This is a genomic window from Streptomyces sp. NPDC048436 (assembly GCF_043200355.1).
Lineage (GTDB): Bacteria > Actinomycetota > Actinomycetes > Streptomycetales > Streptomycetaceae > Streptomyces.
Window position 1 is genome coordinate 77,761 of the sequence record NZ_JBICXP010000002.1, and the last position, 15,028, is coordinate 92,788.

The following is a 15,028-nucleotide window of genomic DNA, read 5'->3' on the forward strand; positions in this document are numbered from 1 at the left end:
CCCGGTCACACCAGAGCGCCGTCCCGGACCTCCTGAGGCCGGCGCGGCACCGCGACCCGGTGCGCGGGGTCACGGACCTCACCGACCAGGAGTTCCAGTACGTCCTCCAGGGCGACCAGGCCGAGCACCTTGCCCGAGGCGTCGGCGACCTGCGCCAGATGCGTCGCGGCGCGGCGCATCACCGTCAGGGCGTCGTCCAGGGGGAGTTCGGCGCGCAGCGTCGTCATCGGGCGCCAGACCTGCTGCGGCACCGCGCGGTCGGTGTCCGCGCCCTCGGTCAGATCGAGTACGTCCTTCACGTGGAGGTAGCCCATGAAGGCGCCGTTCTCCGCGCAGACCGGGAAGCGGGAGTAGCCGGTGCGCCCGGTGAGCTCGATGACCTGGGAGGGGGTGACCCCGGCGCCCACCGTCACCAGTGAGGCACCGTCGAGCAGGACGTCCGTCACCGGGCGCGAACCCAGCTCCAGGGCGTCCTCCAGGCGCTCCTGCTCCTCGGGGTCGAGGAGTCCCGCCTGGCCCGAGTCACCGACGAGGCGGTTGAGCTGCTCGCTGGTGAAGACGGCCTCGACCTCGTCCTTGGGCTCGACCCCGAAGAGCGTGAGGACGCCTCGCGCGCACGCACCGAGCGCCACCGTGACCGGGCGGCAGACGCGGGCGAAGGCGACGAGACCGGGGCTGAACCAGAGCGCGGTCCTCTCCGGGGCGGCCATCGCGAGGTTCTTCGGGACCATCTCGCCGATGACGAGGTGGAGGAAGACGACGACGGCGAGCGCGATGGCGTACGTGAGCGGGTGGATCGCCCCTTCGGGGATGTGCGCCGCTTCGAAGACGGGCTCCAGGAGATGCGCGACGGTGGGCTCGGCGACCGCGCCGAGCGTCAACGAGCACACGGTGATGCCGAACTGGGCCGCCGCCATCATCTGCGGCAGATGCTCAAGGCCGTAGAGGACCTGGCGGGACCGCTTGGTGTTCAGCGGCTCGATCTGACTGCGCCGTACGGAGACGAGCGCGAACTCGGCGCCCACGAAGAAGCCGTTGGCGAGGACGAGGAGGAGGGCGAAGAGAAGTTGGAGCATGCTCATCGGGCGGCCTCCGGCACGCTCACGGCTTCCGGGGTGACTGAGCCTTCCGGGGCTTCCGGGACCGCTACGAGACGGACCCGCTCGGCTCGCTTGTGGTCGACCTGGCGCACCGCGAGCCGCCAGCCCGGGAGTTCGGCCCGGTCACCGGGGGCGGGGATACGGCCGAGGAGATCGGCGACGAGCCCCGCCACGGTCTCGTAGGGCCCTTCGGGGACGTCGAGTCCTATCCTCTGGAGCGTGTCGACGCGGCAGCTACCGTCGGCGTCCCACGCGGGTCTGCCGTCCTCCGCCGGTGCCACGATGATGTCGGGCAGGTCGAGCAGGTCGTGTTCGTCGCGGACCTCGCCGACGAGTTCCTCGACGATGTCCTCCAGGGTGACCACGCCGGCCGTGCCGCCGTACTCGTCGACGACCACGGCTATCGGCTGCTGACTGCGCAACTGCTCAAGGAGCTGCTGCACGGGCAGCGTCTCGGGCACCAGGAGCGGCGCCTGCGCGATACGGCTCACGGGCGCCCGCAGGCGCTCGTGGGCGGGGACCGCGAGGGCGTCCTTGAGGTGCACCATGCCGACGATCTCGTCGATGCGCTCGCGGTACACGGGGAAGCGCGAGAGTCCCGTGGCGCGGGTCAGGTTCACCACGTCCTCGGCGGTCGCCGACGTCTGCAGCGCGCTGACCTTCACCCGCGGGGTCATGACGTGCTGCGCGGTCAGCTCGCCGAGGGACAGCGTGCGGACGAACAGGTCCGCGGTGTCCTGTTCGAGGGTCCCCGCCTGCGCCGAGTGGCGGGCGAGGGAGACCAGTTCGCCGGGGGTGCGCGCCGAGGCCAGCTCGTCGGCGGGCTCGACGCCGAGCAGCCGTACGAGGCGGTTGGCCGTGGTGTTCAGGAGGGAGATCACGGGCCTGAAGAGCCGCGCGAACACGTGCTGCGGGCCCGCGACGAACCGCGCGACCTGCAGCGGCTTGGAGACCGCCCAGTTCTTCGGGACGAGCTCGCCGATCACCATCTGCACGGCGGACGCGAGGAGCATGCCGACCACTACGGAGACACCCGGTACGGCGCCCTCCGGAAGGCCGGTGGCCGTGAAGGGGCCCGCGAGCAGATGCGCGAGGGCCGGTTCGGCGAGCATGCCCACCACGAGTGAGGTGATGGTGATGCCGAGTTGGGTGCCGGAGAGCTGGAAGGACAGCTCCTTGAGGGCGTCGACGACCGTACGGGCCCGTCGGTCGCCGTCGGCTGCGGCCTTCTCGGCGTCCGGGCGCTCGACGGTGACGAGCCCGAACTCCGCGGCCACGAAGAAGCCGTTGGCGAGAATCAGCAGGAATGCCGCCCCGAGAAGCAGCAGGGAAGTCGTCATGCCGCCGCCTCCCTGGTCTGACCGGTCCCGGTGTTTCGGGAGGGGGCGGCGCATGTACTACAGGACGAACCGTCCATCGCCGGAGGGAGTCACTCCTCGGGTAGCAGGAGCCCCTGGGGGCCGGGCGGGCCCGTCAGGGGCGGGGCGGCACACCATGCGTGCCCCGCCACCAGATTAATCAAGACCAGGGCCGAAACGTCAGCCCCGCGGGGTGCGGGCGTCGGCGAGGGCGCGCAGGGCGCGGGCGTCGCTGATGGCCCGCTCCTTGGCGATGCCGGGCTGGATGCCCATGGCGGCGAGGCTGGTGCCGTCACTGAGGTCGAGGAACACCCAGGGGTCGCCGGGGCGCAGGTTGACCTGGACGATCTCGGCCCAGGCGAGGCGCCTGCGGGTGGCGATGTTGACGACCGTCACACCGGATTCGTCGGCGACGACCTTGGGCCTGCTCAGGAGCATGAGTACGCCGAAGAGCAGCGCCCCGGTGAAGATGAAGCTGATGCGCTCGCCCGGGCTGAGGTTCGGGATGAGCAGGGCGACCACCGTGAGGACCACGAAGATCGCCACTCCCGCGCCGAGCAGCACGGCCCGGGTCCGGCCGGGCCGGAAGGTGACGGGCAGGGCGGGCAGCGCGGGGGCACCGGGCTTGTCCGGTGTGTCTGGCGTGTCTGTCATGGCCGGGTTCTCCTGCCGGGTCATCAGAGGCGGCAGGCGTGGATGGCCGTGGTCAGGATGGCCCGCGCCCCGATGGCGTACAGGTCGTCCATGATCCGCTGGGCCTCCTTGGCGGGGACCATGGAGCGGACGGCGACCCAGCCTTCGTTGTGCAGCGGCGAGATCGTCGGCGACTCCAGGCCCGGGGTGAGGGCGACGGCCTGCTCCAGGTGCTCGGCGCGGCAGTCGTAGTCCATCATCACGTACGCCCTGGCCACCAGGACGCCCTGGAGGCGGCGCAGGAACTGCTGCACCTTGGGGTCGTCGCCGTCGGCGCCGGTGCGCCGGATGACGACGGCCTCGGACTTCATGATCGGGTCGCCGAACACTTCGAGGCCCGCGTTGCGCAGCGAGGTGCCGGTCTCCACGACGTCCGCGATGACCTGGGCGACGCCCAGCTCGATGGCGGTCTCGACGGCGCCGTCCAGGTGGACGACGGAGGCGTCCACGCCGCTGTCCGCGAGGTGCTTGGCGACGATGCCCTCGTACGAGGTCGCGACGGTCTTGCCCGCGAGGTCCGCGATGGTGCTCGCCGTGCCGGGCTTGGCGGCGAAGCGGAAGGTGGAGCGGGCGAAGCCGAGCGGCAGGATCGTCTCGGCGTTGGCACCGGAGTCGACCAGCAGGTCCTGACCGGTGATGCCGATGTCCAGGCGGCCGGCCGAGACGTAGATCGCGATGTCCTTGGGCCGCAGGTAGAAGAACTCCACCTCGTTGTCGGGGTCGACGAGGACGAGCTCCTTGGACTCCTTGCGCTGCTGGTATCCGGCCTCATGGAGCATCGCCGACGCAGGTCCGGACAGTGAACCCTTGTTGGGGACGGCGATGCGCAGCATGAGGACGGATTCCTTTGCGTTCAGGGGGAGTTGGCTGGCTGTGGGCGTACGGCTCAGAGGTGCGCGTACACGTCGTCGAGGGAGATGCCGCGGGCGACCATCATCACCTGTACGTGGTACAGGAGCTGGGAGATCTCCTCGGCGGCGGCTTCCTTGCCCTCATGCTCGGCGGCCATCCAGACTTCGGCGGCCTCCTCGACGACCTTCTTGCCGATGGCATGGACGCCCTTGTCCACCAGCTCGGCGGTGCGCGACGTGGCGGGGTCGCCGTTGGCGGCCTTGTGCTGGAGCTCGGTGAAGAGCTCCTCGAAAGTCTTCTTGGACATGATGTCGCTTACTTTACGCGGCTCTCCGGCCCTGCTCACCGCCAGGGTTCGGAGATCGTACGCAGCGTGGTCGCGGTGGCGACGGCGGCGGTGACCGCTTCGTGCCCCTTGTCCTCGCGGGAGCCCTCGATGCCCGCCCTGTCCAGGGCCTGCTCCTCGGTGTCGCAGGTGAGCACGCCGAAGCCGACGGGCACTCCGGTGTCGATGCTGACCTGGGTCAGGCCCTGGGTGACGCCCTGGCACACGTACTCGAAGTGCGGGGTTCCGCCGCGGATGACGACGCCGAGCGCCACGATCGCGTCGTAGCCGCGGCCCGCGAGGACCTTGGCGACGACCGGCAGCTCGAAGCTGCCGGGCACCCGCAGGACGGTCGGCTCGTCGATGCCGAGCTCGTGCAGGGCGCGCAGCGCGCCGTCGACGAGGCCGTCCATGACCTTCTCGTGCCACTGGGCGGCGATCACCGCGACCCGCAGGTCTCCGCAGTTCTTCACGCTCAGTTCCGGTGCACCCTTGCCGCTCACGCGCTTCTCCTGGTTCTCGTATTGCCGGTACTTCTCGTATGCCAGTACTTACTGATTGCCGCAGGCGGACACCTCAGGGGTGTCCAGCCAGGGCAGGTCGTGCCCCATCCGGTCCCGCTTGGTCCGCAGGTACCGCAGGTTGTGCTCGCCGGCCTGGACCGCCATGGGCTCGCGTCCTGTGACCTTCAGGCCGTGCCGGATCACCGCGTCGGTCTTGTCGGGGTTGTTCGTCATCAGCCGTACGCTCCGTACGCCGAGGTCGTCGAGGATCCTCGCGCCCGCGCCGTAGTCCCGGGCGTCGGCGGGCAGGCCGAGTTCGAGGTTGGCGTCCAGGGTGTCGCTGCCGCGCTCCTGGAGCTCGTAGGCGCGCAGCTTGGATACGAGGCCGATGCCGCGCCCCTCGTGGCCACGGAGGTAGACCACGATGCCGCGTCCCTCGTCCGTGATGCGCCGCATGGACGCTTCGAGCTGCGGGCCGCAGTCGCAGCGCAGCGAGTGGAAGACGTCGCCGGTCAGGCACTCGGAGTGGAGGCGGACCAGGATGTCGTCGCCCTCGCCGATCTCGCCGTGGACCAGGGCGACGTGCTCGACGCCGTCGACGGTGGAGCGGTAGCCGAACGCCGTGAACTCGCCGAATGCGGTCGGCAGATGGACCTCGGCCTCGCGGCGGACCGTCGGCTCGGCGCTGCGGCGGTAGGCGATGAGGTCCTCGATGGAGATGATCGTCAGGCCGTGCTTGCGGGCGAACGGGATCAGCTCAGGGAGGCGGAGCATCGTGCCGTCCTCGCCGGCGATCTCGACGATGGCCCCGGCGGGGCGCAGGCCCGCGAGCCTTGCCAGGTCGACCGCGGCCTCCGTGTGGCCGCCCCGGACCAGGACGCCGCCGGACTTGGCGCGCAGCGGGAAGATGTGGCCCGGCCGCACGAAGTCGTCGGGCTCGTAGGTGCCCGCGGCGAGCAGCTGGAGCGTGGTGGCGCGGTCGGCGGCCGAGATGCCGGTGGTGACGCCGTGCGCGCCGCTCGCGTCGACGGAGACCGTGAAGGCCGTCCGCATCGACTCGGTGTTGTTCTCGACCATCTGCGGGAGCCACAGGCGGTCCAGTTCGTCGCCCTCCATGGGCGCGCAGATCAGACCCCGGCACTCGCTCATCATGAAGGCGATGATCTCGGGGGTCGCCTTCTCGGCGGCGATGACGAGGTCGCCTTCGTTCTCGCGGTCCTCGTCGTCGACGACCACGACGGGCCGCCCGGCGGCGATGTCGCGGATGGCCGACTCGACGGCGTCGAGGGCCAGGTCGGAGGCGTCTTCTTCATGACCCGTGCTGTACCAAACAGGTGCCGCGCTCATGCCGGGGCTCCTTCCATGTCGGGCTGCGAGGCCTGCGAGGACACAGTGCGCGACCGCAGCCACCAGTCGCGCATGCCCCACAGGACGAGGGCGAGATAGATGACGTACACAAGACCGGAGAAGGCGAGGCCGCTGCTGAACGCGAGCGGCACGCCGACCACGTCGACGAGGAGCCAGGCGAACCAGAACTCGACGAGGCCGCGGGCCTGGGCGACCATCGCGGCGAGCGTGCCGACGAAGATGTAGGCGTCGGGCCAGGGGTTCCAGGACAGGTCGGGGACGGCGGAGAACAGGGCGCCGACCGCGAGGGTGCCGACGGCCGTGCCGCCGAGCAGGATCCCGCGCTCCTTCCAGGTGGCGAACCGGACGGCGATGGAGCCGTCCTGCGCCTGCTGCTTGCCGCTCGTCCACAGGCGCCAGCCCCACAGGGCTACGCCGATGACGAGGAGCTGCTTGCCGACGCCCCCGGAGAGGTGGGCTGACGCGTAGGCGCCGACGAGGATGACACCGGACAGGAACTGGGCGGGCCAGGTCCATATGGAGCGCCGCCAGCCGAGCGCGAGGGCGATCAGGCCGACGGTGTTGCCCACCATGTCGGACCAGATCACGTGCTGCCCGAAGGCCGTGAAGGCTTCGGAGTTGAGCCAGTTCACTTCGTGGCCTCCTGGGCTCCGACCGCGGGGTGTGCGCGGTCGCCGAGCATCCGCTCGACGTACTTCGCGATGATGTCCACCTCGAGGTTGACCGGGTCGCCGGGCTGCTTGATGCCGAGCGTGGTCAGGGCGAGGGTGGTGGGGATGAGGCTGATGGTGAAGTAGTCGGGTCCGGCGTCGACCACTGTCAGGCTGACGCCGTCGACGGTGATGGAGCCCTTCTCGACCACGTAGCGGGCGAGATCCGCGGGGAGCGAGATCTTGACGATCTCCCAGTTCTCGGAGGGCTTGCGGTCGACGACGGTCCCGACAGCGTCGACGTGCCCCTGCACGATGTGGCCGCCGAGGCGGTCGCCCACGGCGGTGGGCCGCTCCAGGTTGACCCGCGAGCCGGGCGCGAGCGCGCCAAGGCTGGAGCGGTTCAGGGTCTCGGCCATCACATCGGCGGTGAACTCCTCGCCCTCGTGTTCCACGACCGTCAGACAGACGCCGTTGACCGCGATGGAGTCGCCGTGCTTCGCGCCGTCGGTGACGACGGGGCCACGGACGCGGAAGCGGGACGCGTCGTCCAGGTTCTCGACGGCGGTGATCTCGCCCAGCTCTTCGACGATTCCGGTGAACACTTCAGTGCTCCTTCGCTACGAGGGTCGCGGTGACGCGCAGATCGGGGCCGATGCGGACGGTCTCGCTCACGTCGAGCCGCAACGCTTCGGTGATGGTCGTGATTCCGCCGCCGCTGAGGACGGCGGGGCCCGCGCCGAGGAGGACGGGGGCGAGGTAGCCGACGACGCGGTCGACGGCGCCCGCGGCGACGAAGGCTCCGGCGAGCGTCGGTCCGCCTTCGAGGAGGACGGACCGCACCCCGCGCGCGTGCAGCTCGGCGAGGAGGGCCGGGATGTCCAACCCACCGGCGGCGCGCGGGAGTCGGACCGTCTCGGCATCGCCTTCGGTGGTCACGTTGTCGGCGACCGCGATGAGCGTGGGCGCCGCGTCGTCCAGGACGCGGGCGCCGGGTGTCACGGCGGTGCCGTTCGTGTCGACGACGACGCGCAGCGGCTGGACGGCTCCGTCGATGTCCCGCACGGCGAGGTGCGGGTCGTCGGCGCGCTGGGTGCCGGAGCCGACGACGACCGCGTCGCACTCGGCGCGCAGCCGGTGGACGTCGGCGCGGGCCTCGGCGGAGGTGATCCAGCGGCTGGTGCCGTCGGCGGCGGCGATGCGGCCGTCGAGCGTCGCGGCGTACTTCCAGGTGATGTGCGGCCGGCCGAGCCGTACGGAGGTCAGCCAGGCGGCGTTCCCGGCAGCGGCCTCTTCGGCCAGGAGCCCGGCTTCCACGGAGACTCCGGCGGTACGCAGCCGCTGCGCGCCACCGGTCGCGGCGGGGTTGGGGTCGCCGACCGCGTAGACGACGCGGGCGATCCCGGCGTCGATGAGCGCCTGGGCGCAGGGGCCGGTGCGTCCGGTGTGGTTGCAGGGTTCGAGGGTGACCAGGGCGGTGGCACCGCGGGCCTTGTCGCCGGCCGCGCGCAGAGCGTGGATCTCGGCGTGCGGGCCGCCCGCGTGCTGGTGGTAGCCCTCGCCGACGCTCTGTCCGGAGGCGTCGATGATGACGCAGCCGACGACGGGGTTGGGGCTTGTGGAGCCGAGTCCGAGGGCGGCGAGCGTGACGGCGCGGCGCATGGCGGCGCGCTCGTGCTCATTCGCTGTGGCTGCGGCTGCGGTGGCCACCGGGTCCTCCTGCCTCATAGGGCACGGACTCCGGGGCCTGTCGATGACGACAGAATGTACGGACTGCGACACCGGGAGCGACGCCGGAAACGGGACTTCTCCCTGGGGGAACCCGGAGAAGTCCGGGAATCCCAAGAACAAGCCACTACGGCGACGTGCACGAATGCCCGCCCGCCGCGCACTGCCTCCCATCCGGACTTTCACCGTCGGTCCAGGAGTTTCACCTGGTCAACCGGCCACTGGAGGCGGCCGGGTCGCGGACTATAACCGCCGGTTCGGAATTACACCGACCCCGGAGTGCGCTGCTTTTGGTACGAGGCCAGTGTGCCACGCCTGATCGACGCCCATACGGGCGAACCCCTGTGGCCTGGCTCACAGCAGCCTGTGACAGCCCTCTGACCGGCGGTGACGACCCCTCCCCCGGATGCCTCAGGGCCCCCTCGCGGTGGCTCAGCGGCGCGGACCGAACACCTCGTCCTGCGCCGCGTCCCTGGCCGCGAGCAGCGCGCCCCGCAGCACGGCCGAGCCGCCGAGCGCGCTCGCCCGCACCTCCGTGCGCAGCGGTGACATGGCGGCGACGCGGGCCTCGACCCGGGCCGCGAGCGCGTCGCCCCCCGCGCGGCCCACCTCGCCGCCGAGTACGACGCAGCCGGGGTCGAGGACCGCGGCCATGGCGGCGGCGCCCACGGCGACGCGGTCGGCGGCGGCGTCCAGAAAACCGGAGTGGCCGGACTCCACAGCATGGCGCACCAGATCCGCGGCGTCGCCCCCGCCCACCAGGCCGTGCTCCGCGCCGAGTTCACGCAGCGCGGCGGCGCAGGCCAGCGAGTGGAAGCCGCCCTCGCAGCCGGTGGCGGACGGCAGCACCTTGGTGCCCGGCACCGGCAGGAAGCCGATCTCCCCGGTGCCGCCCGACGCCCCGCGGCGCAGGACCCCGTCGAGCACGACGGCGGCGCCGACGCCTTCGCCGAGCCACAGGAGCACGAAGGTGTCGCGGTCGTGGGCGGCGCCGTCACGCTGTTCGGCGCGGGCGGCGAGGTTGGTCTCGTTCTCCACGAGCACGCGAGCCGGCAGCCGTTCCTGGAGTGCGCCCGCGAGGCCTCGGTGCCAGGCGGGCAGCGACGTGGTGTCCCGCAGTTCACCGGTGGCGGGGTCGATGAGGCCGGGGGCGCCGATGGCGACGGTGTGCAGCCGCTGGACGCCGCCATCCCGCGCGGCGCGTTCCACCAGGGCGACGGCACGCTCGACGGCGGGCCCGGTGCCGGTGTCGGGCCCGATGGGCGCGGAGGCCTCGGCGAGCACCGCGCCGAGCAGATCGGTGACGACCACGGAGACGCCCCCGGTGCGTACGTCGAGGGCGGCGAGGTGCGCCCGGTCGGCGACGATCCCGTACAGCCGGGCATTGGGCCCCCGGCGCTGGGCACCCGCCTCTCCTACGACGGCGATCAGGCCGGAGCCCTGGAGGCGCTCGACGAGGTCGGCGACCGAGGGCCGGGACAGGCCGGTCAGCTGCTTCAACTGGTTGGCCGTCAGCGGCCCTTCGCGCTGCAGAAGCCCCAGGGCGAGCCGGTCGTTGATGGCCCGGGCAGTGCTCGGTGATGCGGGCATGCCGGGGATCCTTCCATAAAGCCGCTATTTATCAGGCAGGGTTCCTGATAGTTTACGTCGCCGTAGCGGGCGGACCTTGGGAGGGGCGGGGCATCGATGAGTGAAGTGGCCTACGACGTACGTCAGTTGAAGCGGGCGCGGTACGCCGTGGCCGCCGTCTTCTGCGTGCACGGCGCCGTGACCGGCTCCTTCGCGACCCGCGTGCCCTGGATCCAGGAGCACGCCGACCTCAGCGCGGGGCTGCTCGGTCTCGCCCTGGCCTTCCCCGCGATCGGCGCCTCCGTGGCCATGCCGCTCGCGGGCTCGGTCAGCCACCGCTTCGGCGCCCGGACCGCGCTGCGCGGGCTGCTCGCCCTGTGGACGATGTCGCTCATCCTCCCCTCGCTCGCGCCGAACGTGCTCACGCTCTGCTTCGCCCTGTTCGTCTACGGCGCGACGGCGGGCATGTCGGACGTGGCGATGAACGCCCTCGGCGTCGAGGTCGAGACCCGCATGAAGAAGTCGATCATGTCGGGCCTGCACGGCATGTGGAGCGTCGGCGCCCTGATCGGCTCCGCGGCCGGCACGGTCGCCGCCCACCTCGGCTCCGACGCCCGGCTGCACCACGCGCTCGCCGCCGTGGCGCTCACCGCGATCGGCCTCGTCGCCTGCCAGGGCGTGCTCGATCTGCGCAGCACGCCCGGCGATGCGGCGCCGCCGCGTTTCTCGCTGCCGCCCAAGTCGGCGCTCCTGATCGGCGCGGTCGGCTTCTGCGCGGTCTTCGCGGAGGGCGCGAGCCTTGACTGGTCGGCGGTCTATCTGCGGGACGTCCTCGACTCGTCGGCCGGTGTCGCCGCCGCCTCCACCACCGGCTTCACGCTCACCATGGCGATCGCGCGGCTCGCGGGCGACGCGGTGGTGGACCGCTTCGGGGCGGTCCGCACGGTGCGCGTGGGCGGCGTGGTCGCGGCGCTCGGCGGTCTGCTCGTGGTGGTGGCGCCGCATCCGGCGGTCGCCATGGGCGGGTTCGCGCTGATGGGGCTCGGCATCGCGGTCGTGGTGCCCCTCGCCTTCGCCGCGGCCGGGCGCAGCGGTCCGGCTCCGAGCCAGGCCATCGCGGGCGTGGCGACCATCACGTACACCTCGGGCCTGATCGCCCCGTCCGCGATCGGCACGCTCGCCGACGCGACGAGCCTGGTGGTCTCCTTCGGCCTGGTCACGGTGCTCGCCTGCGGGCTCGCGGTGTTCGCCGGGGTCCTGCGTCCGGCCGGCCGCGAGGCCACGCCGGTCGGTGCGGCGGATGCGACGGCACCCGGCCCGAAGCCCTGAACGAGAAACGATAGAACTTATGCCGGATTAACATTGCGCTGACTCATTCAGGTCTTGACAAACGGTCCGGACAAAGTCGGCGCACAGAAGGCGGAACAGAACCATGGATCTCGGCGTGCGCTGGAGACTGCACGGCGACGGGCGCACGCCCGCGCCGGGAGCCGTCGTCCGTCCCGACGAGCGGCTCTCTTGGCCGCGCACCTTCGGGCTCGGCGCCCAGCACGTGGTCGCCATGTTCGGGGCGTCCTTCGTGGCGCCCGTCCTGATGGGCCTCGACCCGAACCTGGCGATCATGATGTCGGGTGTCGCGACCGTCATCTTCCTGCTGGCCACGCGCGGCCGGGTGCCCAGCTACCTGGGCTGTTCCCTCTCCTTCGTGGGCGTGGCCGCGGTCATCCGCGCGCAGGGCGGCTCCTCCGCGACCGTGACGGGCGCGGTCTTCGTGGTCGGCGCCGCGCTGTTCCTGGTGGGCCTCGCCGTCCAGAAGTTCGGGGCGCGGATCATCCACGCCGCGATGCCGCCGATCGTCACCGGCGCCGTCGTCATGCTCATCGGCTTCAATCTGGCGCCGGTCACCGCCTCCACGTACTGGCCGCAGGACCAGTGGACGGCGCTCCTGGTGATGCTGTTCACCGGTTTGGCCGTGGTGTGCCTGCGCGGGTTCTGGTCGCGCGTCGCGATCTTCCTGGGGCTGATCTTCGGATACGCGCTGTCCTGGGCCCTCGACCTGATCTTCGGCAAGATCCACTCCGCGGACGGCTCGGGCAAGGTCGTCGACCACTGGCGCCTCGACCTCTCCGCCGTCGGCAACGCCGACTGGATCGGGCTGCCGTCCTTCCACGCGCCGAGCTTCGAGTGGTCGGCGATCCTCGTCGCGCTGCCCGTCGTCATCGCGCTGGTCGCGGAGAACGCCGGGCACGTCAAGGCGGTCGGCGAGATGACCGGGGACTCCCTGGACGACAAGCTCGGCACCGCGATCTCCGCCGACGGCGCCGCGTCCATGCTCTCCACCGCGGTCGGCGGCCCGCCCAACACGACGTACTCCGAGAACATCGGCGTGATGGCCGCGACCCGCGTCTACTCCACGGCCGCGTACTGGGCCGCCGCGGGCTTCGCCCTGCTCTTCGGTCTCTGCCCCAAGTTCGGCGCGGTCGTGGCGGCCATCCCGGGCGGAGTGCTCGGCGGCATCACCGTCATCCTCTACGGCATGATCGGCCTGCTCGGCGCGCAGATCTGGATCAACGCCGGGGTGGATCTGCGCAATCCGCTGAACCTCGTCCCGGCCGCCGCGGGCATCATCATCGGCGTCGGCGGCGTCTCGCTGAAGATCTCCGACAACTTCGAGCTGAGCGGCATCGCCCTCGGCACGATCGTCGTGATCACCGGCTACCACGTCCTTCGCGCCTTCGCCCCGCCCCACCTCAAGTCGCAGGAGCCGCTGCTCGATTCGGGCACGTCCACGTACGACGAGGACGGCGAGGGCCCCGAGGCAGGCGGCCCTCAGCCGCGCGCCAAGTCGTAGGCGTACCCCGGTGTGAAAGTCCCGGGCTCGCCCCTGCAGCCGTCGGACTCGCCCGGCGGTTTGACCCACAGATAGGCGTCGATCCGGGCCCGGCCGGTGCGCAGCGTCGGGCTCTGTCCGAGCGCACGGCCCGCCGGATCGCACCACTCGCCGTCCGCCGGGGCGCCGTTTCCGTTGCGGCTCGTGTCGATGACGGCGCCCAGGCCGGAGGGGCCGCCGAGCGCGGAGAGGACCTTGCGGGCGTAGGCGGCCTCGTCGGCGGTGCGGTGGAAGTTGGATACGTTCGTGAAGACGCCGTCGGACGAGGCGGGGGACGCGGCGCCCGCCGACCGCAGCCGCCCGGCCTGCTGAGCCACCGCGTTCCAGCCGGAATGTCCGGCGTCGAAGTAGACCCTGGCCCTGGGGTCGGCGGCCTTCAGGGTGCGGCCCGCCCGGGCCAGCGAGGCGTAGCGTGCGGTGCGCTCCTTCGCGGAGAGGCACTCGGACTGGGCGATCGCGTCCGGTTCGAGGATGACGATGACCTCACCGGAGCCGAGGCCCGCGGCGAACTTCGCGATCCACGCGTCGTACGCCGCCAGATCCGGCGCCCCACCCTCCGACGCGCCCCCGCAGTCGCGGTCCGGTATCGCGTACGGCACGACCACGGGAACGCGGCTCTTGGCGCTTGACGTCACCGCCCTGACCCGCGAGGTGATGCTCCGCGGTGTGTAGTCGGCGAACCAGACAGCCGCGGGTTCGCCTGCGATCCGTGACTCGATGAGCGGGCGCCGCGGGTCGCCCCGGTTGGCCCTGACCCAGTCGAGGACCTGCGAATCGCCATGGCGGTAGAGGGAGTTGAGGGTGGGTGCCGTCCTGCTCGGCTCGGGCCGCTTCGTCGACGCCTTCGGTTTCGGCTTCGCGGACGGGGAGGAGGATGTCCTTGACGGGCTCGGCTCGGCCGACTCCGACGACTCGGACGGCGTCGGCACGGCGGGCAGCGGTTCGAGCGTCGGGGAATCGGTCACCTTGGGGCGCGCCCGGTCGCTGCCGCCGCCCTCGTCCAGGGCGGAGACCATGCCGGTGACGGTGCCGACGGCGGCCACGACCGAGGCCGCCGCGACCATGACGCCGTGGCGGGTGGCGCGCCCGCGCTCGGCCCGGCGCTCGGCGCGATGTCTTGCGCGGTTGCCTGTCACGGTGCCGCTCCTCCCCCTCCTCCGTGTCCCCCTGACACGGCCGTGCCGCTCCCCTCCCCAGGGGTACACACGGTCGCCGTTCCCTCGTTCTGGGGAAGCGTCCGGTGCGGCGGCACGCGGGCCAGCCTAAGACTGGGACGCTGCCACCATGGCGCAGTTGGAGCGGTTCGCGGAGTTCACAGGCCCGGCACACCGGGTCGACGGGGTGGTGACGCGGATGCGCGCGCTGGGGGCGGGTTTCCCCTCGGGCGACGGGGTGGGGGTCTTCAACCGGGTCTATCTTTCGGTCACCGAAGAGGTCGGCCGGCACGTCGGCCGCGGCCTGTTCCCTGATGCCGGGGCCGCGGTCACGCTGGACGTGCTCTTCGCCGAGCGCTATCTGACGGCGGTGGACACGGTGGCCGCCGACCGTCTGCCGCCCGCGTGCTGGCGGCCGCTCTTCCAGTTCCGGCGCCATCCCGGCGTACGTCCCCTGCAGTTCGCGCTCGCGGGCATCAATGCGCACATCGGGCACGATCTTCCGCTGGCCGTCGTGGACGCCTGTCGTACGCTCGGCTGCGAACCGGCCGATCTTGAGGACGAGTTCGACCGGGTGGGCGACATCCTCGTATCGCTTGAGGAGCGCATCCGCGAGGATCTGATGCCGGGCCCCGACCTCCTCCAGATCGCCGACCCGCTGACCCATCTCCTTGGTTCCTGGAGTCTGGAGCGGGCCAGGGACGGCGCGTGGGCGACGGCGCTGACGATGCGGGCGCTGGGTGACCTGCCCTCCGTCGCGGAGAAGTTCCGCGCACGGCTCGACGGGGCGGTCGGCCTGGTGGGGCGGATGCTGCTCACTCCCCTGCCGGACTGATCA

The 15,028-nt window shown here is 71.6% G+C and carries 15 protein-coding genes and 1 riboswitch; of the genes, 3 read left to right on the forward strand and 12 right to left on the reverse strand.

Features of this window, described 5'->3' with window-relative positions; all coding sequences use genetic code 11:
- Window positions 1-5: 5 nt before the first annotated feature.
- From ACGFX9_RS06880 to ACGFX9_RS06930, 11 genes are all read right to left on the reverse strand, one after another.
- Complete coding sequence (locus ACGFX9_RS06880) at window positions 6-1,082, reverse strand: hemolysin family protein (protein ID WP_393465978.1); 1,077 nt, start codon at window positions 1,080-1,082, stop codon at window positions 6-8.
- Entirely contained in the window at window positions 1,079-2,440 is a 1,362-nt protein-coding gene (locus ACGFX9_RS06885) for a hemolysin family protein (protein WP_393465983.1), read from the reverse strand. The genes ACGFX9_RS06880 and ACGFX9_RS06885 overlap by 4 nt, the downstream gene beginning before the upstream one ends.
- A 198-nt stretch (window positions 2,441-2,638) precedes the next feature.
- Window positions 2,639-3,112 (reverse strand): PH domain-containing protein, encoded by a 474-nt coding sequence (locus ACGFX9_RS06890; RefSeq protein ID WP_393465986.1) that lies wholly within the window; start codon window positions 3,110-3,112, stop codon window positions 2,639-2,641.
- A 23-nt stretch (window positions 3,113-3,135) separates the two neighbouring features.
- Window positions 3,136-3,984 (reverse strand): ATP phosphoribosyltransferase, encoded by an 849-nt coding sequence (hisG, locus tag ACGFX9_RS06895; RefSeq protein ID WP_393465988.1) that lies wholly within the window; start codon window positions 3,982-3,984, stop codon window positions 3,136-3,138.
- 53 nt (window positions 3,985-4,037) lie between these two features.
- Window positions 4,038-4,310: a phosphoribosyl-ATP diphosphatase gene (locus tag ACGFX9_RS06900; protein ID WP_055564821.1), complete on the reverse strand. Its 273-nt coding sequence runs from the start codon at window positions 4,308-4,310 to the stop codon at window positions 4,038-4,040.
- 35 nt (window positions 4,311-4,345) lie between these two features.
- Window positions 4,346-4,831 carry a 6,7-dimethyl-8-ribityllumazine synthase gene (ribH, locus tag ACGFX9_RS06905; RefSeq protein ID WP_160503731.1) on the reverse strand — a complete coding sequence of 162 codons (486 nt, stop codon included), beginning with the start codon at window positions 4,829-4,831 and terminating at the stop codon, window positions 4,346-4,348.
- A 48-nt stretch (window positions 4,832-4,879) separates the two neighbouring features.
- Window positions 4,880-6,178 (reverse strand): bifunctional 3,4-dihydroxy-2-butanone-4-phosphate synthase/GTP cyclohydrolase II, encoded by a 1,299-nt coding sequence (locus ACGFX9_RS06910; protein WP_393465991.1) that lies wholly within the window; start codon window positions 6,176-6,178, stop codon window positions 4,880-4,882.
- Window positions 6,175-6,771: a nicotinamide riboside transporter PnuC gene (locus ACGFX9_RS06915; RefSeq protein WP_393468237.1), complete on the reverse strand. Its 597-nt coding sequence runs from the start codon at window positions 6,769-6,771 to the stop codon at window positions 6,175-6,177. Before ACGFX9_RS06915 ends, ACGFX9_RS06910 begins: the two co-directional genes overlap by 4 nt.
- Before the next feature lie 56 nt (window positions 6,772-6,827).
- Window positions 6,828-7,454 (reverse strand): riboflavin synthase, encoded by a 627-nt coding sequence (locus tag ACGFX9_RS06920; protein ID WP_393465993.1) that lies wholly within the window; start codon window positions 7,452-7,454, stop codon window positions 6,828-6,830.
- 1 nt (window position 7,455) lies between these two features.
- Window positions 7,456-8,577: a bifunctional diaminohydroxyphosphoribosylaminopyrimidine deaminase/5-amino-6-(5-phosphoribosylamino)uracil reductase RibD gene (gene ribD, locus ACGFX9_RS06925; protein WP_393465996.1), complete on the reverse strand. Its 1,122-nt coding sequence runs from the start codon at window positions 8,575-8,577 to the stop codon at window positions 7,456-7,458.
- A 156-nt stretch (window positions 8,578-8,733) separates the two neighbouring features.
- A riboswitch (FMN riboswitch) is annotated at window positions 8,734-8,864 on the reverse strand.
- Between the two features lie 145 nt (window positions 8,865-9,009).
- Complete coding sequence (locus ACGFX9_RS06930; RefSeq protein WP_393465998.1) at window positions 9,010-10,167, reverse strand: ROK family transcriptional regulator; 1,158 nt, start codon at window positions 10,165-10,167, stop codon at window positions 9,010-9,012.
- A 96-nt stretch (window positions 10,168-10,263) separates the two neighbouring features.
- Here ACGFX9_RS06930 and ACGFX9_RS06935 point away from each other — a divergent pair, with 96 nt between their 5' ends.
- Window positions 10,264-11,475 (forward strand): MFS transporter, encoded by a 1,212-nt coding sequence (locus ACGFX9_RS06935; RefSeq protein WP_393466001.1) that lies wholly within the window; start codon window positions 10,264-10,266, stop codon window positions 11,473-11,475.
- Between the two features lie 103 nt (window positions 11,476-11,578).
- Complete coding sequence (locus ACGFX9_RS06940; protein ID WP_393466004.1) at window positions 11,579-12,997, forward strand: uracil-xanthine permease family protein; 1,419 nt, start codon at window positions 11,579-11,581, stop codon at window positions 12,995-12,997.
- On the opposite strand, the gene ACGFX9_RS06945 is transcribed toward ACGFX9_RS06940, so the two are convergent.
- Window positions 12,976-14,100, reverse strand: a complete 1,125-nt coding sequence (locus ACGFX9_RS06945; RefSeq protein ID WP_393468240.1) for a glycoside hydrolase family 6 protein — start codon at window positions 14,098-14,100, stop codon at window positions 12,976-12,978. The two genes, ACGFX9_RS06940 and ACGFX9_RS06945, sit on opposite strands and share 22 nt — an antisense overlap.
- Before the next feature lie 220 nt (window positions 14,101-14,320).
- Here ACGFX9_RS06945 and ACGFX9_RS06950 point away from each other — a divergent pair, with 220 nt between their 5' ends.
- The gene (locus ACGFX9_RS06950) at window positions 14,321-15,025 is read left to right on the forward strand and encodes a DUF5995 family protein (RefSeq protein ID WP_393466007.1); all 705 of its coding nucleotides are present in this window, start codon (window positions 14,321-14,323) and stop codon (window positions 15,023-15,025) included.
- The last annotated feature ends 3 nt before the right edge of the window (window positions 15,026-15,028 follow it).

Excerpts from the sequence above, each read along its gene's own strand:
- hisG (WP_393465988.1), bottom strand. The coding sequence starts at position 3,984 with ATGCTGCGCATCGCCGTCCCCAACAAGGGTTCACTGTCCGGACCTGCG.
- ACGFX9_RS06885 (WP_393465983.1), bottom strand. The coding sequence starts at position 2,440 with ATGACGACTTCCCTGCTGCTTCTCGGGGCGGCATTCCTGCTGATTCTC.
- ACGFX9_RS06945 (WP_393468240.1), bottom strand. The coding sequence starts at position 14,100 with ATGGTCGCGGCGGCCTCGGTCGTGGCCGCCGTCGGCACCGTCACCGGC.
- ACGFX9_RS06915 (WP_393468237.1), bottom strand. The coding sequence starts at position 6,771 with ATGGTGGGCAACACCGTCGGCCTGATCGCCCTCGCGCTCGGCTGGCGG.
- ACGFX9_RS06940 (WP_393466004.1), top strand. The coding sequence starts at position 11,579 with ATGGATCTCGGCGTGCGCTGGAGACTGCACGGCGACGGGCGCACGCCC.
- ACGFX9_RS06930 (WP_393465998.1), bottom strand. The coding sequence starts at position 10,167 with ATGCCCGCATCACCGAGCACTGCCCGGGCCATCAACGACCGGCTCGCC.
- ACGFX9_RS06890 (WP_393465986.1), bottom strand. The coding sequence starts at position 3,112 with ATGACAGACACGCCAGACACACCGGACAAGCCCGGTGCCCCCGCGCTG.
- ribD (WP_393465996.1), bottom strand. The coding sequence starts at position 8,577 with ATGAGGCAGGAGGACCCGGTGGCCACCGCAGCCGCAGCCACAGCGAAT.
- ACGFX9_RS06910 (WP_393465991.1), bottom strand. The coding sequence starts at position 6,178 with ATGAGCGCGGCACCTGTTTGGTACAGCACGGGTCATGAAGAAGACGCC.
- ACGFX9_RS06950 (WP_393466007.1), top strand. The coding sequence starts at position 14,321 with ATGGCGCAGTTGGAGCGGTTCGCGGAGTTCACAGGCCCGGCACACCGG.
- ACGFX9_RS06900 (WP_055564821.1), bottom strand. The coding sequence starts at position 4,310 with ATGTCCAAGAAGACTTTCGAGGAGCTCTTCACCGAGCTCCAGCACAAG.
- ACGFX9_RS06880 (WP_393465978.1), bottom strand. The coding sequence starts at position 1,082 with ATGAGCATGCTCCAACTTCTCTTCGCCCTCCTCCTCGTCCTCGCCAAC.
- ACGFX9_RS06935 (WP_393466001.1), top strand. The coding sequence starts at position 10,264 with ATGAGTGAAGTGGCCTACGACGTACGTCAGTTGAAGCGGGCGCGGTAC.